This is a genomic window from Vibrio sp. 1641, from assembly GCF_033339995.1.
GTDB lineage: Bacteria > Pseudomonadota > Gammaproteobacteria > Enterobacterales > Vibrionaceae > Vibrio > Vibrio alginolyticus.
The window spans coordinates 378,945-399,019 of sequence record NZ_JAWOVP010000003.1; the positions used below are offsets into that span (position 1 = coordinate 378,945).

Annotated in this window: 20 protein-coding genes, 1 riboswitch and 1 other annotated feature; of the genes, 8 read left to right on the forward strand and 12 right to left on the reverse strand. The window is 43.9% G+C overall.

Annotated elements, in window-relative coordinates:
* Nucleotides 1-39 precede the first annotated feature (39 nt).
* Nucleotides 40-486, reverse strand: coding sequence for a PACE efflux transporter (locus tag R7Z47_RS09535; protein WP_042522041.1), 447 nt, complete (start codon nucleotides 484-486; stop codon nucleotides 40-42).
* Nucleotides 487-575: 89 nt separating this feature from the next.
* Here R7Z47_RS09535 and R7Z47_RS09540 point away from each other — a divergent pair, with 89 nt between their 5' ends.
* The 3 genes from R7Z47_RS09540 to R7Z47_RS09550 are packed head-to-tail and all read left to right on the forward strand — an operon-like array spanning nucleotide 576 to nucleotide 2,935.
* Nucleotides 576-1,454 carry a LysR family transcriptional regulator gene (locus R7Z47_RS09540; RefSeq protein ID WP_137281859.1) on the forward strand — a complete coding sequence of 293 codons (879 nt, stop codon included), beginning with the start codon at nucleotides 576-578 and terminating at the stop codon, nucleotides 1,452-1,454.
* Nucleotides 1,455-1,472: 18 nt separating this feature from the next.
* Nucleotides 1,473-2,300 (forward strand): NAD-dependent epimerase/dehydratase family protein, encoded by an 828-nt coding sequence (locus R7Z47_RS09545; RefSeq protein ID WP_017634682.1) that lies wholly within the window; start codon nucleotides 1,473-1,475, stop codon nucleotides 2,298-2,300.
* Entirely contained in the window at nucleotides 2,297-2,935 is a 639-nt protein-coding gene (locus R7Z47_RS09550) for a YdcF family protein (RefSeq protein ID WP_137281858.1), read from the forward strand. Before R7Z47_RS09545 ends, R7Z47_RS09550 begins: the two co-directional genes overlap by 4 nt.
* Before the next feature lie 60 nt (nucleotides 2,936-2,995).
* Here the strand turns inward: R7Z47_RS09550 and R7Z47_RS09555 are convergent, their stop codons facing one another.
* Both R7Z47_RS09555 and cysS read right to left on the reverse strand, forming a co-directional pair.
* Nucleotides 2,996-3,574: a thymidine kinase gene (locus R7Z47_RS09555; RefSeq protein ID WP_042522050.1), complete on the reverse strand. Its 579-nt coding sequence runs from the start codon at nucleotides 3,572-3,574 to the stop codon at nucleotides 2,996-2,998.
* An 87-nt stretch (nucleotides 3,575-3,661) separates the two neighbouring features.
* Nucleotides 3,662-5,044 (reverse strand): cysteine--tRNA ligase, encoded by a 1,383-nt coding sequence (cysS, locus tag R7Z47_RS09560; protein ID WP_005378155.1) that lies wholly within the window; start codon nucleotides 5,042-5,044, stop codon nucleotides 3,662-3,664.
* A 202-nt stretch (nucleotides 5,045-5,246) separates the two neighbouring features.
* On the opposite strand from cysS, the gene R7Z47_RS09565 reads away from it, so the two are divergent.
* The 4 genes from R7Z47_RS09565 (at nucleotide 5,247) to R7Z47_RS09580 (ending at nucleotide 8,448) form a co-directional block, all read left to right on the forward strand.
* The gene (locus R7Z47_RS09565) at nucleotides 5,247-5,741 is read left to right on the forward strand and encodes a peptidylprolyl isomerase (RefSeq protein WP_005378156.1); all 495 of its coding nucleotides are present in this window, start codon (nucleotides 5,247-5,249) and stop codon (nucleotides 5,739-5,741) included.
* 60 nt (nucleotides 5,742-5,801) lie between these two features.
* Nucleotides 5,802-6,539 (forward strand): UDP-2,3-diacylglucosamine diphosphatase, encoded by a 738-nt coding sequence (gene lpxH, locus R7Z47_RS09570; protein ID WP_005389817.1) that lies wholly within the window; start codon nucleotides 5,802-5,804, stop codon nucleotides 6,537-6,539.
* A 98-nt stretch (nucleotides 6,540-6,637) separates the two neighbouring features.
* Entirely contained in the window at nucleotides 6,638-7,852 is a 1,215-nt protein-coding gene (locus tag R7Z47_RS09575) for an EAL and HDOD domain-containing protein (RefSeq protein WP_053349504.1), read from the forward strand.
* 80 nt (nucleotides 7,853-7,932) lie between these two features.
* Nucleotides 7,933-8,448, forward strand: a complete 516-nt coding sequence (locus R7Z47_RS09580; protein WP_042522052.1) for a YchJ family protein — start codon at nucleotides 7,933-7,935, stop codon at nucleotides 8,446-8,448.
* A 275-nt stretch (nucleotides 8,449-8,723) separates the two neighbouring features.
* Here R7Z47_RS09580 and hisIE read toward each other — a convergent pair whose 3' ends face one another.
* From hisIE to hisG, 8 genes are all read right to left on the reverse strand, one after another.
* Nucleotides 8,724-9,359 carry a bifunctional phosphoribosyl-AMP cyclohydrolase/phosphoribosyl-ATP diphosphatase HisIE gene (gene hisIE / locus R7Z47_RS09585; RefSeq protein WP_262606596.1) on the reverse strand — a complete coding sequence of 212 codons (636 nt, stop codon included), beginning with the start codon at nucleotides 9,357-9,359 and terminating at the stop codon, nucleotides 8,724-8,726.
* Nucleotides 9,356-10,129, reverse strand: a complete 774-nt coding sequence (hisF, locus tag R7Z47_RS09590) for an imidazole glycerol phosphate synthase subunit HisF (protein WP_171352286.1) — start codon at nucleotides 10,127-10,129, stop codon at nucleotides 9,356-9,358. Before hisF ends, hisIE begins: the two co-directional genes overlap by 4 nt.
* Nucleotides 10,111-10,848: a 1-(5-phosphoribosyl)-5-[(5-phosphoribosylamino)methylideneamino]imidazole-4-carboxamide isomerase gene (hisA, locus tag R7Z47_RS09595; RefSeq protein ID WP_009698177.1), complete on the reverse strand. Its 738-nt coding sequence runs from the start codon at nucleotides 10,846-10,848 to the stop codon at nucleotides 10,111-10,113. The genes hisF and hisA overlap by 19 nt, the downstream gene beginning before the upstream one ends.
* 12 nt (nucleotides 10,849-10,860) lie before the next feature.
* Entirely contained in the window at nucleotides 10,861-11,475 is a 615-nt protein-coding gene (hisH, locus tag R7Z47_RS09600; RefSeq protein WP_176301217.1) for an imidazole glycerol phosphate synthase subunit HisH, read from the reverse strand.
* Nucleotides 11,476-11,501: 26 nt separating this feature from the next.
* Nucleotides 11,502-12,575 carry a bifunctional histidinol-phosphatase/imidazoleglycerol-phosphate dehydratase HisB gene (hisB, locus tag R7Z47_RS09605; protein ID WP_213965342.1) on the reverse strand — a complete coding sequence of 358 codons (1,074 nt, stop codon included), beginning with the start codon at nucleotides 12,573-12,575 and terminating at the stop codon, nucleotides 11,502-11,504.
* Nucleotides 12,576-12,644: 69 nt separating this feature from the next.
* A complete protein-coding gene (gene hisC / locus R7Z47_RS09610; RefSeq protein ID WP_017634689.1) occupies nucleotides 12,645-13,685 on the reverse strand; it encodes a histidinol-phosphate transaminase in 1,041 nt (346 codons plus the stop codon).
* 12 nt (nucleotides 13,686-13,697) lie between these two features.
* On the reverse strand, nucleotides 13,698-14,996 hold the full coding sequence (hisD, locus tag R7Z47_RS09615) for a histidinol dehydrogenase (protein WP_025766878.1): 1,299 nt from the start codon (nucleotides 14,994-14,996) through the stop codon (nucleotides 13,698-13,700).
* A gap of 5 nt (nucleotides 14,997-15,001) precedes the next feature.
* Nucleotides 15,002-15,898, reverse strand: coding sequence for an ATP phosphoribosyltransferase (gene hisG / locus R7Z47_RS09620; protein ID WP_005378180.1), 897 nt, complete (start codon nucleotides 15,896-15,898; stop codon nucleotides 15,002-15,004).
* Between the two features lie 53 nt (nucleotides 15,899-15,951).
* Nucleotides 15,952-16,089 (reverse strand) — a sequence feature (His leader region).
* A 369-nt stretch (nucleotides 16,090-16,458) separates the two neighbouring features.
* Between hisG and R7Z47_RS09625 the strand changes: the two genes are divergently transcribed.
* Nucleotides 16,459-17,412, forward strand: a complete 954-nt coding sequence (locus tag R7Z47_RS09625; protein WP_005388056.1) for a sigma-54 interaction domain-containing protein — start codon at nucleotides 16,459-16,461, stop codon at nucleotides 17,410-17,412.
* A gap of 324 nt (nucleotides 17,413-17,736) precedes the next feature.
* On the opposite strand, the gene tet(35) is transcribed toward R7Z47_RS09625, so the two are convergent.
* Entirely contained in the window at nucleotides 17,737-19,338 is a 1,602-nt protein-coding gene (gene tet(35) / locus R7Z47_RS09630; protein ID WP_005378182.1) for a tetracycline efflux Na+/H+ antiporter family transporter Tet(35), read from the reverse strand.
* A 109-nt stretch (nucleotides 19,339-19,447) separates the two neighbouring features.
* Nucleotides 19,448-19,630, reverse strand: a riboswitch (Lysine riboswitch).
* Between the last annotated feature and the right edge of the window lie 445 nt (nucleotides 19,631-20,075).

Here is a 20,075-nt window from a genome sequence, read left to right on the forward strand (position 1 = left end):
AACAAAAAACGCCACCGAACTCGGTGGCGTTTTTTAGTCCTATATTTTTCCTGTCGATGCCTGTGGCAATAATCGCTTTTTCATTTTGCTAAATGGTTGAACCTTGTCATACAACCAGTTAAAACCAGTGGCATAAAATAGGAAGAAAACGAGGAAGCCGGCTTCCAGCATTAGAGCTTGAAGAAGCGTAATTTCTAAGAACCAGGCAATCACAGGTAGAGAGATAAAGATCAATCCTCCCTCGAAACCAATAGTGTGTCCAAGCCGCATCGCTAAACTTCGCTCAGCTCGATTGTCACCAAACCACTTATCAAAATACAAGTTGTAGATGTAGTTCCATATCACGGTATACATGCTCAACCCGACCCCAACCAACGCGAGATCACTAGAACCCTTTCCAGTGATCAATGAAGCCGCTGGTACAATAATCGCGAGTGCGATTAACTCAAAAAGTACTGCATGAAAAATTCGTTCGTTACGAGTCATATTTCTCTGTCCAAATAGTTCTACTCAATGCTTAGAATTTTATCTATTATTTAGATAACCAAAAGTTAGATACCATCGGTTTAAGCGATATGTTTACCATCGAACAACTGCAAGCTTTCATTGCTACATCAGAAGCAGGATCATTTTCAGGAGCAGCTAGAAAACTGGGGCGAGCTCAATCTGTAGTGAGCCAGCACATCATGAATATGGAGATCGACTGTGGCGTTGAGCTTTTCGATCGATCAGGCAGGTACCCTAAATTAACTGAGAATGGCCTCGCGCTCGTACCTTATGCACAAGCAACAATCAGCCAACTCGACCGCCTAAACAATAGGGCATCACAGCTCTTTTCCACGCCAACGAACAAATTAGTCTTAGCTATTGATGAAGGGATTCCTCTGACTCGCTTGCCGGATGTGCTAAAGAAGTTAGAGCAACGCTTTCCACACTTACAAGTTGAATGCTTAACGGCATCAAGCCCTGATATCATTGAATTGGTTAAGTCGGAACGCGCCACGACTGGGATTATTTTGAGTGATTTACAAATGCCAAGGCACATCGATTTCACCAATCTTGGCAATATTGCATTTGATGTCTATGTTTCTTCAACACATCCTTTAGCAAAGCAGAAAATCACTCACATTGATCAATTAAAACAACATCGTCAATTGGTCATACGATCCAAAAGTGCAGAGCCATGTGGCCTCAATCAAGCATTTAGCCCAGATATCTGGTACGCTGATAACTACTATATTTTGTTGGAATTGGCGAATAAAGGGTTTGGTTGGTGCTTTCTACCACAGCATTTAGTCGCGTATTCACCTAATACATTAGAAAAAGTTGGGGATGATTTCACAAAACTGGCTTGGCAAGTCAATGTTGACCTTATTCAGCACCAGAAATGGCATTCAGATCCCCTCCATCAACAAGCTAAAGCAGAACTGCTCAACCTATTCGGGCAGACATAAGTAAGTAGGAAGACCCAAATGGCAAATACATTGATCGTAGGTGCAGGCTGGCTCGGAACTCCGCTAGCAGAAACATTGATGAAAGATGGACACTATGTTGTCGTCACTCGTCGTAGCCAAACTCGATTAAAAGAGTTACCCACCTCATTAACTCACTCCGCATTGTTCGATTTCAATCAATTGAACGCCACAGCACGGCTAGATGAGCTGCTCAAACAGCATCAAATTACGCACGTTATCGGTGCTTTTCCTCCAGGATTTCGTAAAGGACGCGGTCAAGAATATGCACAGCAATGGCAAATACTTGCCAACGCAGCTAAGCAAAACAACGTTGAAAAACTTCTCATGATCAGCTCTACAACGGTTTACCCTAACCTTGCTTCCGATATGGAAGAAGCTGACGCGTCAATCTCTTTAGCAGCCGAAAGCCCTTATTTCTCTGACAATGCACGTATTATGCTTCAAGCAGAGCAGCATGTTATCGACTCGAATATTAGCTTTGTTATTCTACGTTGTAGCGGATTAATCGGGCCAGATAGACACCCATCTCGCTTTGCAGCAAGGCTTCAACAAGTTAGTCGTAAAGCACCAGCTAATATGCTTCATCAAGATGATGCTGTCTCGGCTGCGAAATTTGCCTTAGGCAATTTAAGCAACCAAGTCATTAATGTTACGACACCTCATACTGTCAGCAAGGCTGAGTTCTACCAAGCTGCCATAAACAAAATCGGAAGTGAGATACCTCTTCCACCCGTCACAGAGCAAGCTGACAAGCGTATTCTTGCTGACAAACTACTCTCACTTGGTTATCGATTTCACTTCAATTCAACTTTGGATGCGCTATGAGACTCTATAGACATATAGAAACGCTTTGGGATTACATGCAACTTAAACATGAACTGAAGCCTGCGGACTGTTTGTTTGTGATGTGCAGTAATGATGTGCGTGTAGCGGAGCACGCTGCCAAGCTCTACCACCAAAAGTTGGCACCTTTGATTGTATTTTCAGGGGGTGAAGGTCGCTTCACAGATGGACTGTTTGAAAAAAGCGAGGCAGAAACCTTTGCCGAGATTGCAAAGTTGTCGGGCGTTCCAAGTGAAGCAATTTTGCTCGAAACTGAATCCACAAACAGTGGAGAAAATGTTCGCTTTACTGAGCAACGATTAAAAGAGGAAGGAAAACAGTGTTCCTCGTTTATTCTGGTACAAAAACCGTTTATGGAGCGTAGAGCAATCGCGACATTTGAAAAACAGTGGCAGTCACCCTACACTCAGCTCCAAGTAAGCTCTGCGGCTCTTCCATTTTTTGAATACATTAATGAAGACATGCCATTAATGATGGTGCTAGAAGCACTAATGGAAGATTTCTCTCGCGTAAAAAGCTATCCAGAGAAAGGATTTCAAACCGAGCAGAACATCCCTCAGCAAGTCGAATCTTCTTACCAGGTTTTACTCGAGCGGTTTGGTTTTGACTTAGTCTAACTTTTTCTAACCGACAACAAAAAGCCACCAAGTTCTGTGGCTTTTCTGTATCAATACGGCTTATTTACCGAGTGCTTCTTTGTAATGTTGGCGGCATACGGAGACATACTTATCGTTACCGCCGATCGCAACTTGATCGCCTTCTTTAATTGCCACGCCGTGTTCATCGGTACGAATAACCATATTCGCTTTGCGGCCGCAATGGCAGATTGTTTTGAGCTCAACCAGCTTGTCTGCCCAAGATAACAAATACTTACTGCCTTCAAAAAGTTCGCCTAGAAAATCGGTGCGAAGGCCGTAACACAATACTGGAATATGCAACTTATCAACGACTTCAGTAAGTTGATAAACTTGTTCTTTCGACAAGAACTGACACTCATCAACAAGAATACAGTGACGTTTTTCAACCTCATTCAGATCTGCGATCTCTTGATACAAATTGGTATCCTGACGAAATAAATGTGCGTCAGATTGAAGACCAATACGAGAGCTCACTTTACCGACACCAAAACGATCATCTAGCGCAGCCGTAAAAATAACTGGCGTCATGCCGCGTTCTTGATAGTTGAAAGAGGATTGAAGAAGCGTTGTTGATTTACCCGCATTCATTGCTGAGTAATAGAAATACATCTGAGCCACAGAGCATTACCTAAAGTTAAAGTTTTAATTTATGGAAATGGAAAATAAAAGGGCTGAATTATCAGCCCTTTAAAAATGAAAATTCAATTACTTACGACGCCACGTTGTGCCTTCTGGACCATCTTCCAGAACAATGCCCATTTCGGTCAGCTTGTCACGAGCCATATCTGCATTCGCCCAATCTTTCGCAGCACGAGAGTCGTTACGTAGCTTGATCAGAGCTTCGATTTCAGCCACTTCATCATCGTTACCCGCATCACCTTTTAGGAAGGCTTCAGGATCTTGGTGAAGAATACCGATCACGTCAGCTAGTTCACGCATTAGCGCACCTAGCTCGCTCGCTTTCTCTAGGTTTTCTGTTTTCAGACGGTTAACTTCTCGCGCCATGTCGAACAGTACTGAGTAAGCTTCTGGTGTATTGAAGTCATCGTTCATCGCTGCAGTGAAGCGAGATACGTATTCTTCACCACCAGCAGGAGCAGCATTTAGATCCAAACCACGTAGAGATGTGTACAGGCGCTCAAGCGAAGCACGTGCTTGGTTTAGGTTATCTTCGCTGTAGTTTAACTGGCTACGGTAGTGACCAGACATTAGGAAGTAACGAACTGTTTCAGCATCGTAGTGACCAAGAACGTCACGGATAGTAAAGAAGTTACCTAGAGATTTAGACATCTTCTCACGGTCTACCATTACCATGCCGCTGTGCATCCATGTGTTCACGTATTGTGTATCGTGTGCACAGCATGATTGTGCGATTTCATTTTCATGGTGTGGGAACTGAAGGTCAGAACCACCGCCGTGAATGTCGAAGTGGTTACCTAGGATTGAAGAGTTCATTGCTGAACACTCAATGTGCCAACCTGGACGACCTGGACCCCATGGTGACTCCCACGTTGGTTCACCCGGCTTTGACATCTTCCAAAGTACAAAGTCTAGAGGGCTGCGTTTTGCTGTTTCGATATCAACGCGCGCGCCAGCTTGAAGCTGATCAAGGTCTTGCTTAGAAAGCTTGCCGTATTCGTTGAATTTACCTACCTCAAACATTACGTCACCGTTATCTGCAACGTATGCAAAACCGCGCTCGATTAGCTTCTCAACCAATTCGATGATTTCAGCAATAAACTGTGTCGCACGAGGTTCAACGTCCGGACGTTTCATGTTCAGCGCATCAAAATCAGCGTGCATTTCACCAATCAAACGCTCAGTCAATGAATCGCAAGACTCACCATTTTCTGCGGCACGTTTGATGATCTTATCGTCGATATCTGTGATGTTACGTACAAACGTCAGATCATAGCCCAAGTAGCGAAGGTAACGTGATACAACGTCAAAAGAGACGAAAGTACGACCGTGACCAATGTGACAGAGATCGTAGATGGTAACTCCACAGACATACATACCGACTTTGCCAGCTGTAATTGGTTTGAATTCCTCTTTCTGTCTTGTGAGTGTGTTATATATCTTTAACATGATCTCTATCTATGATTGTGAATGAATAAAAGAAGATGAGTATATCAACTCCAACCTAGTTAGGTAATAGCAATTAACCGATAAAACGATAATCGGCTAAACTTCAAGCACAAAACGAAGAATTTCCTCTTCCTGAGTTTTTAAAGCACTAGAACTTAGGCTAGAATCTCGGGCTCAACACAACACAGTAAAGGAAAGTAGCATGATCACCCTTCACACTAATTTTGGTGACATCAAGATTCAACTAAACGAAGAGAAAGCGCCAGAGACAAGCGCAAACTTCCTTCAGTACTGCCGCGACGGTTTCTACGACAACACGCTTTTCCACCGTGTAATTGACGGCTTCATGATCCAAGGTGGTGGTATGGAGTCTGGTCTACGTGAAAAAGCGACTCGTGCACCTATCAAGAACGAAGCAAACAACGGTCTTAGCAACAAAGTGGGTACACTTGCTATGGCGCGTACTATGGAGCCGCACTCAGCAAGCTCTCAGTTCTTCATCAACGTAAACAACAACACATTCCTAGACTTCCGTAGCGAAAGCCTAGACGGTTGGGGTTACTGTGTGTTCGGTGAAGTAATCGAAGGCATGGACATCGTAAATAAGATCAAAGGCGTTAGCACTGGTTCTTACGGCATGCACCAAGACGTACCTCTAGAAGACGTAGTAATCACTGGTACAACAATTGAAGAGTAATTCTTAGGAATTATTTTTAAAGGATAAGTTAATGGGGAGGCATAGCTTCCCCTTATTTCTATGACGACATTATTTATTTCCGATCTTCACCTTACCCCATCACGTCCTGATATCACGGAATGTTTTGTGACGTTCATGCGAACAGAAGCAACAAAAGCTGATGCACTTTATGTACTCGGCGATCTGTTTGAATTCTGGATTGGTGACGATGACAACACCCCTTTTGCAGACCAAATCCGTGCAGAATTTAAAGCACTGACGGATGCGGGTGTGCCAACTTTTTTCATCCAAGGCAATCGAGATTTTTTACTCGGCAAACGCTTTTGCAAAGAAACCGGTATGACATTACTCGACGATGTCTGCACAATTGATCTTTATGGTCAAAAAGCCGTAATCCTACATGGCGATACGCTCTGCATTGACGATGTGAAATACCAAGAGTTTAGAAAAACCGTTCACAAGCCATGGCTACAATGGTTGTTTAACCGTATTCCTTGGTTCATTAAGAAGAAAATTGTCTCAAAAGTTCAATCCGATATTCGTGATGATAAAATGAGCAAGTCATTAGATATCATGGACGTCAACCAAAATGAGGTCGAGAAAGTGATGTCTCAGAACTGCGTCAACTTAATGATTCATGGTCACACACATCGCCCGAACACACATTTTTTTGACGTCGATGGCGTTAAAAAGACCCGAATTGTTTTAGGGGATTGGTATACGCAAGGCTCAGTTTTAAAAGTAAATTCTGATAGTTTTGACCTACAAACGAGACCGTTCATACAGAATTTGCGTTAAGCATGTAGAGCGCGTAGAAGATTCACGCTCAAGTCGTAGATATTTTGTAAAAAATCGCTATTATCATAATACTAAGTTAAACAGAACGAAGTACCTAATTGAAGTATTCTTACGTAGCTCGCCAACCGATTCTGGATAGAGAAAAACGAACCATAGGTTACGAACTCCTCTTTCGAGACGGCCCTAAAAATACCTTCCCTGAAGTAGAACCAGAGCTGGCTACTAGTCGACTGCTATCCGATCATTTTTTATCGACGCATTACAACACATTAGGAAACAAACTTGGCTTTGTTAACTTTCCGCATCAAAGCTTGGTGAACTTGGTCCCAACTTTGTTCCCTAAAGAATCTCTCGTCATTGAAGTCCTTGAAGACTGCGAACCGACAGAAGAACTGTTAGAAGCCATCAAGCACCTTCATGAGTGCGGATACAGAATTGCTCTGGATGATTTTGTTCCGACGAAAGCTTGGAAGCGTTTTCTTCCATACGTTTCCATGATCAAGTTTGATATTAGACTTGTGCCGATTAAGAAAGCTGCCATTTTTATTCAGGCGTTGAGCCCATTTAAAATCGACTTTCTTGCGGAAAAGGTAGAGACCTATGAAGAGTTTGAGCAAGCTCTAGAAGCCGGTTTTAACTATTTTCAAGGGTATTTTTTTAGCAAACCTGAGATGATCCAGAAAAAGCGGTTGAACCCCGCGTTTCTTACCGTCATCCAGCTTTGTAAAGAGATTGCAGATAAGCCCATCGACTTCAATGAGGTTGAACGTCTGTTTTCGATTGATGTGACGCTGTCATACAAGCTGCTTACTTACGTTAATTCAGGCTATACATTAACGACTAAGATCAAATCGTTCAGACAGGCGCTTATTTATCTGGGTGAAGAGCGACTACGACGCTTTATTTCCTTAGTTGCAATTGCCTCCGTTCAAGAAGATAAACCTGACTCTCTTTACTCTTTAGCGATTCAGCGTGCACGAATGTGTGAACTGCTACTTAGTCAAATGAACACTAGGTATGACCCTGGGCAGGCTTTTTTGACAGGCATGTTTTCTTTGCTCGGATCTTTGCTCGATCAACCGCTCTCGGATGTCATTGAAGATATCCCCGTTGACGAAGATATAAAACTCGCATTAACCAGTCGAAAAGGCGTACTTGGTCACTTACTTTCGATGACGATCGCCTATGAACAAGCGGACTGGGAGTTAGCCGAGCGATATTGCACCGTTCTTAAATTAACCGAACCTCAATTAGCAGACGCTTTTAATCAATCTACCGAGTGGGCTCAAGAACTGCTGTCTCAAACGCCCTAAATCGCTATAATGCCTCACCTCCAGCCTCGCAATTGTGAGGTTGTTTGTTTTTACCGCTTAATTAATCGAGATTTCATTTTATGGCTTCTTCTTGCCCTTGCGGATCTAACCGCACCTACCAACAGTGTTGTGAAATTGCCCACAACAACCATGCTGACGTCACCACTCCAGAGCAGTTAATGCGCTCTCGTTACAGTGCGCATGTGTTAGGTCTAGTCGATTACGTGGTCAACACTTATCATCCAATCTGTAATGCAGAAGAGCAACGTGAAGGCATTGCCCAATCTATCGACAGCGATTGGTGCAAACTTGAAGTTGTAAAAACAGAAGCTGGCAGTAATGACAATGAAGGCTTTGTAGAGTTTAGCGCTTATTTTGATGAAGACGGCAAACGCTACTGTATGACAGAGCGTTCCCGCTTTGTAAAAGAAAATGGGCTTTGGTACTACATTGACGGCACGTTTCCAGAAGAAGAGCTAGAAGAAGAACCAGAACAAGATCCTCGCCTAAACCAACCAGTGAGTAGCCTAAAAGTAGGTCGTAACGACCCGTGTATCTGTGGAAGCGGTAAGAAATTTAAGAAGTGTTGTGGGTAAGATCATCCACTCCTAGCTTATTGAGCTCGATTTAATTGGATTCTTGACTTCGCCTAGGTTCGTTGGAGTGACGTGAATATATGTACCTATTTGAAGTAAATAACTCTACTGCAAGTACCATTAGAAAATATACCGTCATTCTGAACAGCGAGGGACGAGCGTGATTCAGAATCTAATCGCCACCAGCACTGTTGCCGGTTTTTGCCCCGAATCAAGAACACTAAAGTAAAAAGCCCCTAGGCTCGAGAGCATAGGGGCTTTCACTTATCGCAAGCTTACTTATGACGCTCTTTCAGTTTGTTCACTACGTCATTCATCGATAAGCCTTGGTCTTGAAGCAATACCATTAAGTGATAAATCAAATCTGCAGATTCACACACTAACTCCGTCTTATCGCCCGACGTCGCCGCAAGCGCGACTTCAACGCCTTCTTCGCCCACTTTTTGCGAAATACGCTTGGTGCCACGGGCATAAAGACTGGCAGTATAAGAGGAATCTGGGTCGGCACTCTTGCGGGCAGCCAATAGCTGCTCAAGTTGATGAAGCCACACCATTTGTGACTCCTCTTGAGGGTCCACATCCCAGCAAGTTGTGTTACCCAAGTGACACGTAGGACCAATGGGATTCACTTTCACCAGCAGCGTATCGTTATCGCAATCGAGCTGCATGTTCACCAATTGCAATACGTTGCCAGAAGTCTCACCTTTCGTCCAAAGACGCTGCTTGGTACGAGAGAAAAACGTCACTTGACCTGTTTCGCCCGTTTTTGCCAACGCATCTTGGTTCATATAACCCATCATCAGCACTTGGCTTGATTGGAAATCTTGTACGATAGCAGGTACCAGACCATCCACCTTTTCCCAGTTGATTCGCTCAACTAGCGAACTTACTTCGGCGGCTTTCACACTCATAGTCGTACCTCAATGCCTTGTTGTTTCAAATACTGCTTTAGTTCACCAATATTGATGACTTGTTTGTGGAATACCGATGCGGCAAGCGCGCCATCCACATTTGTTTTTTGGTAGGCTTCCGCAAAGTGCTCCATAGCACCCGCGCCACCCGATGCAATCAGCGGTACATTACATACTTCGCGCACCATATTCAGTTGTTCGATATCGTAGCCGTTACGCACACCGTCTTGGTTCATCATGTTCAGTACGATTTCACCAGCGCCGCGTTTTTGTACTTCTTGCACCCAATCACGCGTTTCCCATTGGGTCGCTTTGGTGCGTTCTTCATCACCAGTAAACTGGTAAACCTGATACTTGCCCGTCTCTTTGTCGTAGTATGAATCGATACCAACGACGATACATTGCACACCAAACTTATCAGCAAGGTCAGTAATCAACTGAGGGTTCGCCAAGGCAGGAGAGTTAATAGATACCTTATCTGCACCAAACTCAAGAATGCGCGCCGCGTCCTCTGCTGATTTAATGCCACCAGCCACACAGAACGGAATATCAATCACTTCTGCAACGCGAGCGACCCAACTTTTATCAACGACACGCCCATCACTTGAAGCGGTAATATCGTAGAACACAAGCTCGTCAGCGCCTTCTTCAGCATAACGCTGCGCCAGAGGAACGATGTCGCCAATGATCTCGTGATTGCGGAACTGAACGCCCTTTACCACTTGTCCATCACGAACATCAAGACATGGAATTATTCGCTTTGCCAACATGCAAATGCCTCCTCTGCTGTGAACTTACCATCTAACAATGCACGACCAACAATCACGCCAGCAACACCGCTGCCTTTTAGTGCTTCGATATCCGCTAATGAACCGATGCCACCTGAAGATTGGAACTGCACTTGCGGGTACTGTTTACATAAGTCAACGTAAAGCTCTACGTTTGAGCCTTCTAGCGTACCGTCACGAGAAATGTCCGTGCAAAGCACATGCTGTAGACCTACCGTCAGATAATCGTTGACCAAAGCTTCGATAGTCACACCTGAATCTTCTTGCCAACCAGAAATCGCTACTTTACGCGTGCCGTCTTGATCGATGTTGATGTCTAGCGCAAGAACGATTTTCTCTGCACCGTATTTTTCCATCCAACCTTTCACAAGCTCTGGCTGTTTTACCGCTGTAGAGCCAACTACAACGCGCTGCGCACCGGCTTCTAACAGATCAATCACGTCCTGCTCTGTACGCACTCCACCACCGATTTGGATGTTCGCTGGCGTACTTGCTAATAGCTTTGCAATCAAATCAAGTTGACGTGCTGTCGTGTCTTTCGCGCCAGTTAAATCCACTAAGTGTAGCCAGTTAGCACCTGCTTGGTGGTACAAATTAAACTGCTCTGCTGGGTCGACTTTGTACTCGGTAACTTGACCGTAATCACCTTGATAAAGGCGAACCACCTGTCCTTCAATTAAATCAAGAGCTGGAATAATCACACTAAATCCCTTTTATAATTCTAAGAAGTTTTGAATAAGCTTCGCGCCCGCTTTTGAAGAACGCTCAGGGTGGAATTGCACACCGTAGTAGTTACCGCTTTGTACTGCTGCTGTGAACGGGTTGCCGTATTCACACTCAGCAATCGTGTACTCCCCGACAGGCATTGCAAAGCTGTGTACAAAGTAGAAGTACTCACCTTCTTCAATGCCTTTGAACAATGGGTTACCTGCTTTTGCAGACACTGTATTCCACCCCATATGCGGCAGCGGTAAATCGCCGGTTTGTAGCAACTTCACTTCGCCATCACAAAGTCCAAGACACTCAACCAACTCATCTGCTTTCTGCCCTTTCTCTTGAGACACTTTGCCCAATAGTTGCATGCCTAAACAGATACCTAGCAAAGGCTTTTCTACCTGTTTTACCAAGCTGATAAGATCGCGCTCTTCTAGGTTTTTCATCGCTTCGCTGGCGGTTCCCACGCCCGGTAGGAATAACTTATCTGCCGACAACACAACTTGTGGATCTTTTGAAATAGTTACGTCATAACCTAGGCGTTCGATGGCAAACTTCACCGAAGAAACGTTGGCACAGCCAGTATCGATAATGACAACTTTCTGTTCTGTCACTGTTTTTCTCCTTGCTAACGTGAGCCTTAAAGCACGCCTTTACTACTTGGTAGCTCAGTGCCTTCTACTTTGATTGCTTGACGTAAAGTACGACCAAACGCTTTAAACAAGCTTTCAATGATGTGGTGGTCATTATTGCCCGCAGAAGACAGGTGCAACGTACATGCTAATGTGTCAGTCAGAGAGCGGAAGAAGTGAACTACCATCTCTGTTGAAAGATCACCCACTTGCTCACGGCTGAATTGCGCGTCGAACTTAAGGTAAGGACGACCTGATAGGTCTAGTGCGCATTGTGCCAAACACTCATCCATTGGAAGGCTAAAGCCAAAGCGACCAATACCACGCTTGTCACCCAGTGCTTCTTTCAACGCTTGACCTAACGCAAGAGCGGTATCTTCCACTGTGTGGTGATCATCAATGTGCAGGTCACCTTCCACTTTGCACACCATTTGGAATCCACCGTGCGTCGCGATTTGATCCAGCATGTGGTCAAAGAAGCCAAGACCTGTAGAAATGTCGTTACCACCTTGCTCATCAAGATTAACGAATACTTTAATATCTGTTTCTTTTGTGGTGCGAACCACTTCAGCAACGCGAGCCTTCACCGTTAGATCTTTCAGGATCTGTTTCCAACCCATGGTTTCTGGGTTGTATTGAATGCCACGAATTGCCATGTTTTCTGCAAGTTGAAGATCGGTTTGACGATCGCCAATCACAACAGAGTTTTGGAAATCTACTTTGCCACCTTGAAGATACTCTTTTACCAAGCCTAATTTAGGCTTACGGCATGAACAGTTATCTTCATCAAAGTGAGGACAAATCAGCACGTCATCAAATTTCACACCTTGAGATTCAAAGATCTCCATCATCATGTTGTGTGGTGCATCAAAATCTTCTTGTGGGTAACTGTCGGTACCCAAACCATCTTGGTTCGTGACCATCACTAGACGGTATCCTGCATCCTGCAACGACAACAGGCTTGGGATAACAAATGGCTCCAGTTTTAGTTTATCTAAACGGTCTACTTGAAAATCAATCGGCGGCTCAACAATTAAGGTGCCATCACGGTCGATAAAGAGGATTTTTTTTTGTTTGCTCACTCGAACTTCCTTATTGCTATTCTTTTGGCGCTCCCGCTATTGAGCGAGAGCGATAAATTCTGTCTCTATTTATGCGTAGTAGTTTCTGATAAATCCAAGCGTTTTTTCGCATTCGTCACGGTTACCCACACTGATACGCACACAGTTTTCAATTGGCGAGTTACGCAAAATAATGCCCGTATCCCAAGCCGCTTTGAAAAGGTCATCGCCATCTGGGAATTTCACCAATAGGTAGTTTCCCCACCCTTCAAACACTTCCAAGCCCGGAATCATTGAAAGGCCAACTTGCAAGTAAGCACGGTTTGCATTCAAATCGAGAACTTGAAACTTCGCTCGCGCTAAACCAGCTTCCGAAAGTGCCTGAGTCGCAATTTCTGCCACTGGAACTGGGACTGGGTAAGGTGCGATAACTTTAAGAAGTACATTAATCAGCTCTTCGTTCGCAAGCGTAAATCCACAACGCAGACCTGCAAGCGCAAAAGCTTTCGACAGAGTACGCAGAATCGCAAGATTCGGGTATTGCGCCAGTAAATCTACCGTTGACGCTTCTGGACAAAAATCGATGTATGCTTCATCCATCACCACGATTGCTCGGTCTTTTGTCATCTCAAGCAGAGACACAATGTCCTCACGCTTAACCAAGTTACCTGTTGGGTTGTTTGGCGAACATACAAAAACCAGTTTCACGTTATCCAGATTAGCTTCGATGCCTGCAAGGTCTAGTTGCCAATCTGACGTTAGCGGCACGGTTTTGCGCTCTACACCGATGGTTTCTGCACTGATGGCGTACATGCCGTAAGTTGGTGGGCAGTAAAGAATCGCATCTTCACCCGGCTCACAGAATGCACGAATTAATAACTCAATACCTTCGTCTGCGCCGCGAGAAGTCAGTGTTTGTTCTGGCTTCACACCCGCATACGCTGCGTAAGCGGAAATCAGTTCTTTCGGTTGGCATTCGCTGTAACGATTAAGACGAGCAAAGTCTGTTTTGTATTCATTGTTAAATGGTGATTCGTTGGCATTTAGCCATACGTCACCCGTACCACCGATTCGGCGAGCCGACATATAAGGGGTAAGCTGTTGGACTTGTTTACGCGCTAGCTTTTCCATCTCATTACTCTCTTATTCTTTCTTACTTGCTAATTTTTCTACGCGGATAGTAACAGCACGTTTGTGAGCGTCCAGACCTTCTGCTTCAGCCATCGTGACTACCGTTGGTGCAAGGTTCTTTAAACCATCAGCAGAAAGCTCCTGAACCGTCATTCGTTTAGAGAAATCCGCCAAACCTAAGCTTGAATAAGTACGTGTGTAACCGTAAGTAGGAAGGACGTGGTTAGTCCCCGATGCGTAATCTCCCGCAGATTCAGGCGACCAATCCCCAAGGAAGATAGAGCCTGCATTATCAAGTAGAGGTAGAAGCTCACGAGGGTTCTTAGTCTGAACAATCAAGTGCTCAGGACCGTAGTAATTGGAAATAGAAACTGACTGCGTCATCGACTCGGAAATAATGATCAAGCTTGATGCCAGAGCCTTTTCTGCGATGTCTTCACGAGATAGCTCCTTAAGCTGACGTTGAACCGCATCCGTCACTTGATCAGCAATCACAGGAGAAGAAGTCACAAGTACCACTTGAGAATCAGGACCGTGTTCCGCTTGGCTCAAAAGATCCGCAGCGATAAAGTCTGCATCTGCGGTTTCATCGGCAATTACAAGAACTTCTGATGGACCTGCTGGCATATCAATCGCAGCACCACGGAAATCATTACTTACCTGACGTTTTGCTTCGGTCACGTAAGCGTTGCCCGGACCAAAGATCTTATCTACTTTCGATACAGTCTCGGTGCCATAAGCCATTGCAGCAACTGCTTGGCCACCACCGACGTTATACACCTCATCAATGCCACACAGTTTCGCGACATAAAGGATCTCATCAGCGATTGGGGGTGGAGAACAAAGAACGACTTTACGACAACCTGCAATTTTTGCAGGAACGCCGAGCATCAAAACAGTCGATGGCAAAGGCGCACTGCCACCAGGAATGTACAAACCCACTTTTTGAATTGGGCGTGTTACTTGTTCACAAAGGACACCTGGCTGGGTTTCCACCTTGATCGGTTGCGGCTTTTGCGCTTTGTGGAACTTAGAAATATTGGCGTAAGCTTGCTCTAGTGCGCTCTTCATTGACTCTGACAAACGCTCTGACGCTGCCTTAATTTCCTGAGAAGAAACACGAATGGATTCAGGCTTAACACGGTCAAACTTTTCGGTCAGCTCAATAAGAGCAGAGTCACCTTCTTCTCGAACTTTAGCAATAACTTCGGCCACAGCAGTGGTGATATTGGCACCTTCTGCAATAGCAGGGCGCTCCAAAATAGAGTCTTGCTGATTCTCACTTAATGATTGCCAAACGACTGTTCTCATGATGCTTACTCCATCATTTTTTCAATTGGTAGAACGAGAATTGAACTAGCACCCAACTCTTTCAGCTGTTCCATTGTTTCCCAGAACAGGTTTTCAGAACTCACTAAGTGAACAGCCATTTTCTGCTTATCTGCAGAAAGAGGAAGAACAGTTGGGTCTTCAGCACCTGGCAGTAGTGCTTTAATTTGATCTAACTTCTCTGCTGGGGCGTGAAGCATAATGTACTTAGATTCTTTCGCTTGCTGCACGCCTTGCATGCGAGTTAACAGCTTTTCGATTAGCGCCACTTTGTCTGCGTCGAACTCACCTGTGCGTTGAATCAATGTCGCTTTTGATTTGAAGATAATTTCAGCTTCTTTAAGGCCGTTCGCTTCCAGTGTTGCACCTGTAGAAACCAAATCAGCGATAGCATCAGCGAGACCCGCGCGAGGCGCAACTTCTACAGAGCCTGTCAGCATACATGTAGAGAATGGAACGCCGGCTTCATCCATGTACGCTTTTAGAAGTTGAGGATACGTTGTAGCAATACGCTTGCCAGCTAAGTCTTGTGGACCGTTGTACTCTTCGTCCTTGTCGATTGCGATAGATAAACGACAGCCACCAAAATCAAGTCGACGAAGCTGAACAAACTCGCAGGGTTCACCTAATGCTTTGCGGTCAAGGCGAACTTCTTCTAGTTCATTTTCGCCAATAAAGCCAAGGTCAACCACGCCATCCATAATTAAACCTGGGATGTCGTCGTCACGAACCAAGAGTAAATCAATTGGCATATTTTCAGAATGGACAACTAAACGCTCGCCCATTACGTTGAACTTTACGCCGCACTGTTTTAGTAGAGCTTGACTCTCTTTGCTAAGACGACCTTTTTTCTGAATTGCGATTCTTAAACGTTGTGTTTGCATTGCTTTGTCCCTATGCAAGATTTTGATATCTAAGTATTTTTCAAACTAATAAAACTAAAAAACCCTCGGGAGATTGAAGTCTCCCGAGGGTTTAAAATCTGCTTTTACTTTGATTTTACCTCCGGGAGTTTCCTGCCTCCCGGGTATGCGTACATCGCCCGAAAGACTAGATTGGGTGATGATGGTGATGAATGTTCATTACAAAATTACGCATACTTATTTAAGGCTCTTTTTGAGTTGCTTTGTTAGTAACCACACTAACTAAGGATTCTATATTTTTCAATACTCAATTGAATATTTTCTAAATATTTTTCACAAGACATTGATTTAAATGAAATTAAATTCTTTTCCATATTGAATACTCTGGTGGAAAGAACACCTCCAATCAGCTCTACTCTGACGAAGAAAGCGAAGAATAGTATGAATATTCACCAAAACAACTATTTAGACCGTACCCAACCCATTAATTGACACTTTTCTCAATAAAGAGACAGCAACTCACGTTTGAGACAAGTCATTCAAAACTATTATTAGAGCGGGGCAAAAAATAGTGATTAACAATGAAACTGCGTAACGGTAGTAATAAACAAGCTGTAGATTTCGACGATACGGCACTATACCCGTTGATCGGCAATAGTGCCTGTATCCAAGAACTTCGTACTGCAATACAAAAGTACGCTCAATGTGATGCTGAAGTCCTCATTCAGGGTGAAACTGGTGTTGGGAAAGGTCTTTGCGCTCGCCTTATTCATCAATTGTCGAACAGACACTCAGCACCTTTTGTGGAAGTCAACTGTGGAGCCATTCCAAGTGGTCTTATTGCATCCGAGCTTTTCGGCCATGAAAAAGGAGCATTTACAGGCGCAATCTCAGAGCGTATAGGTTTTATTCAAAAGGCACATAAAGGCACCCTATTTCTTGATGAAATTGGTGACATGCCACCAGACCTACAAATCCACCTCCTTCACTTTTTGGAGAGTAAACAAATCCATAAAGTCGGAGCGGATAAATTCATTGACGTGGACTGTAGGGTCATTGCAGCAAGCCACGTGGATTTGAAAAATGAGGTCGTACAGGGAGGATTTCGTGAAGATCTATTCTATCGGCTTAATATATTGCCATTAACTATCCCTCCACTGAGAAAGCGTGGAAAAGACATTATTATTTTATCTGAACACTTCCTAGCAGATCTGTCTCATGGTCAGGTACAAAAAATGTCTGATAAGGTAAAAGCCAAGCTCCTCAAACATCGTTGGCCAGGCAACGTAAGAGAACTGCGGAATGTCATCCAACGAGCAATTGTCATGTGTGAAGATCACACGCTTCTCGTCGCTGACTTGGGCCTTGATAACAACGAGAGGCAATTGCTCCCTTCTGTGGACCAAATTGATCTCGACTACCTACTGCAAGCTATCGAAGAAAATAAACACAATATGAGTGCGGCTGCACGTCATCTCGGCATTTCAAGAACAACGCTTTATCGATTAATAAAGAAATACAACTTAAATGTTTAAATACTGTGTAGGTGTAACGTAACACTGTGTAACAGGTAACTCTTTAGATATCATTTAGTTAACTCTGCATCGCAACCATGCGTATTTTGCTGTATTAAAAATCAAAAGCTTAAAATGGGCATAGTCTTTGCTTAGAACTAAGAAGAAGATGGATTGCTTTTCCATTACAGCCCATCAAGGAGAGCTCGGTACACAAACAATTCGCTCTTAACACGAGACTTTTATCCCCAAAAACGCGATTGCCCCCCTCACCTAAGTCGCGTTAAAAAAAAGCTCCGCTAAATTAGCGGAGCTTCCCTCTGTAACGAATCTATTCAAAACAACTTACGCACTCTGGCAAGACGCTATTTTAGACTTTGAAAGCCATGACAAAATAGCGCAAACGATAACGAATGTTATCGACGCTGCAATGAACGAGAACGCAATTGAAGCAGTCATACCAAGGGCAATAAAGCCGACGCATGAAACAAGCGCGACTGATAATGCATAAGGTAACTGTGTTGATACGTGGTCAATGTGGTTACAACGTGCACCCGTCGATGACAGGATAGTCGTATCTGAGATTGGTGAACAATGGTCACCGAATACCGCACCAGCTAAAACCGCACTCAGCATCGGTAGCATTAGCGCTACGTCTGTTGCACCAGCCATGTCTCCAGCGATTGGAAGCATGATGCCGAACGTACCCCATGAAGTACCTGTTGAGAACGCCATCAGGCCAGACAGCAGGAATAAGATGACTGGGAGCCAATGAGGGTTGATATTGCCCTGCGCCATTGTCGAAAGGTAAGTACCTGTCTTCATATCACCGATAACAGAACCAATGGTCCAGGCAAATACTAAGATTAGAATCGCACCAAACATAGACTTAGCACCAATCCAAAGTGTACGTGCGATCTCAGCCATTGGTAGACCTTGCTTCACAACAGTAAACAGTGCAACTGCTAAGCCAAGCAAGCTACCGTAGATTAGTGATGTACCTACATCTGTATTTTCAAAAGCACCAAGAAGCGCAAACTCCTTACCATCAGCAGCCAATGCTTGGCCACCCGTGTAAAGCATTGAAGCGATAGTCGCGATAATCAGCGTCACGATAGGAAGTATCAAATCTGACACTTTACCCTTTTCACTTTCACGGATATCTAGCTCTTCATTTAGGTCATGCGCTTCTTGCGAGTCATTTTCTTTGTCTTTATCAAAGCCACGACCTTGCGATGCAGAGATCTCATGCTCACGCATTTTACCAATATCAAGACCAAACCACGCAACAGCGAACACCATTAGCAGCGCAAAAACGGCGTAGAAGTTCATTGGGATAAGACGAACATATGCGCCAAGAGCCGAATACTCTGTGATCCCATGTGAGACTAAGATCCCGCCAATAATAGTAATAATGTAAGCACCCCAGCTAGAAGCAGGCATAATTACACACATTGGAGCAGCGGTTGAGTCTAGAATGTACGCAAGCTTAGCGCGAGACACATAAAAGCGATCGGTTACTGGGCGAGAGATCGCACCAACAGCAAGGCTATTAAAGTAATCATCGACAAAAATGAATACGCCTAAAAAGGCGGCAAGAAGTTTGGAGCCGCGTTTACTCTTCACTCGAGATTGTGCCCATTCAGCAAAAGCACGAGTACCGCCAGATAGCGTTAATAAAGCTGTTGTCATACCTAATAAGATTAGGAAACCAACAATGCTCATGTTCCAAGTGTTAATTCCGCCATCTTCAATAAAGACAGAAGAAACTTGAGAACTGACGTAACCTGCGGTGTCGCTGATAGACCAGCTATTAAGTAGCACCGCACCTAGCACGATACCTACACCCAAGGAAACTAATACACGTCGAGTCAAAATCGCCAAAGTCAAAGCGACAATAGGTGGCAATAATGAAACAGGAGAACTAGAAAAATCTATTAAATTCATGATCTTCAAAAACCAAAGTTTGGCTAGAGATCTACTGCAGACAAGTCACGTAGCATACGATACGTGCTCATGTTGAACTTAGCGACAGGGAAGCGAACACTCCACCCAACCCTACAGTAGCGCTCCATAGTTTAATGTGAATATATACTATGGCAGTGTTGTTCCTTTCAGATACAACCCCAGCAAGTAACTTTGATGAGTTACTTACTTCGGCAATCTTCGCCTTCCACTATTATTCATTGGCATCACCCCAATAATAGCTACTCTTCGAGACCGCGCCTCTACGGCAACAACAAACAATTAACCACTAACTGTACAAATTAACAACAAATTGTCTGCAATATTGCATCAGGTGGCAGCCATTGTACTTATGATGAGAGTCAATGCAACACATCAAACTAAATTAAACAAATAAATAATGACTGAGATAATTTATAAACCTTGCCTACTTCCATAAGTTTTGTGCAACTGAAATCACATCAATCATGTTATTTATGAAACATTATTACTACCTTAGAAATATCATGGTTTATCTTATATCAATAAATTAAGGATATATGACACACCATTAAAGATGGATGCTTCATATTTTTAAGTAATAACTCAAATTTTTTTATAAAAAACCAAGCTGTCACTCTCTCTATACAATAATGATTGTTGATTTTAGTTCTCATCTAATAATGATTTATTTCGAGTGTAATAATATTAATTGCTTTAAAAAATAGTCAAATTTAAAC

What these genes read in the sequence shown, in the direction of transcription:
- R7Z47_RS09535 (WP_042522041.1), bottom strand. Translation starts at nt 486, where the DNA reads ATGACTCGTAACGAACGAATTTTTCATGCAGTACTTTTTGAGTTAATC.
- R7Z47_RS09540 (WP_137281859.1), top strand. Translation starts at nt 576, where the DNA reads ATGTTTACCATCGAACAACTGCAAGCTTTCATTGCTACATCAGAAGCA.
- R7Z47_RS09545 (WP_017634682.1), top strand. Translation starts at nt 1,473, where the DNA reads ATGGCAAATACATTGATCGTAGGTGCAGGCTGGCTCGGAACTCCGCTA.
- R7Z47_RS09550 (WP_137281858.1), top strand. Translation starts at nt 2,297, where the DNA reads ATGAGACTCTATAGACATATAGAAACGCTTTGGGATTACATGCAACTT.
- cysS (WP_005378155.1), bottom strand. Translation starts at nt 5,044, where the DNA reads ATGTTAAAGATATATAACACACTCACAAGACAGAAAGAGGAATTCAAA.
- R7Z47_RS09565 (WP_005378156.1), top strand. Translation starts at nt 5,247, where the DNA reads ATGATCACCCTTCACACTAATTTTGGTGACATCAAGATTCAACTAAAC.
- lpxH (WP_005389817.1), top strand. Translation starts at nt 5,802, where the DNA reads ATGACGACATTATTTATTTCCGATCTTCACCTTACCCCATCACGTCCT.
- R7Z47_RS09580 (WP_042522052.1), top strand. Translation starts at nt 7,933, where the DNA reads ATGGCTTCTTCTTGCCCTTGCGGATCTAACCGCACCTACCAACAGTGT.
- hisIE (WP_262606596.1), bottom strand. Translation starts at nt 9,359, where the DNA reads ATGAGTGTGAAAGCCGCCGAAGTAAGTTCGCTAGTTGAGCGAATCAAC.
- hisF (WP_171352286.1), bottom strand. Translation starts at nt 10,129, where the DNA reads ATGTTGGCAAAGCGAATAATTCCATGTCTTGATGTTCGTGATGGACAA.
- hisC (WP_017634689.1), bottom strand. Translation starts at nt 13,685, where the DNA reads ATGGAAAAGCTAGCGCGTAAACAAGTCCAACAGCTTACCCCTTATATG.
- hisD (WP_025766878.1), bottom strand. Translation starts at nt 14,996, where the DNA reads ATGAGAACAGTCGTTTGGCAATCATTAAGTGAGAATCAGCAAGACTCT.
- hisG (WP_005378180.1), bottom strand. Translation starts at nt 15,898, where the DNA reads ATGCAAACACAACGTTTAAGAATCGCAATTCAGAAAAAAGGTCGTCTT.
- R7Z47_RS09625 (WP_005388056.1), top strand. Translation starts at nt 16,459, where the DNA reads ATGAAACTGCGTAACGGTAGTAATAAACAAGCTGTAGATTTCGACGAT.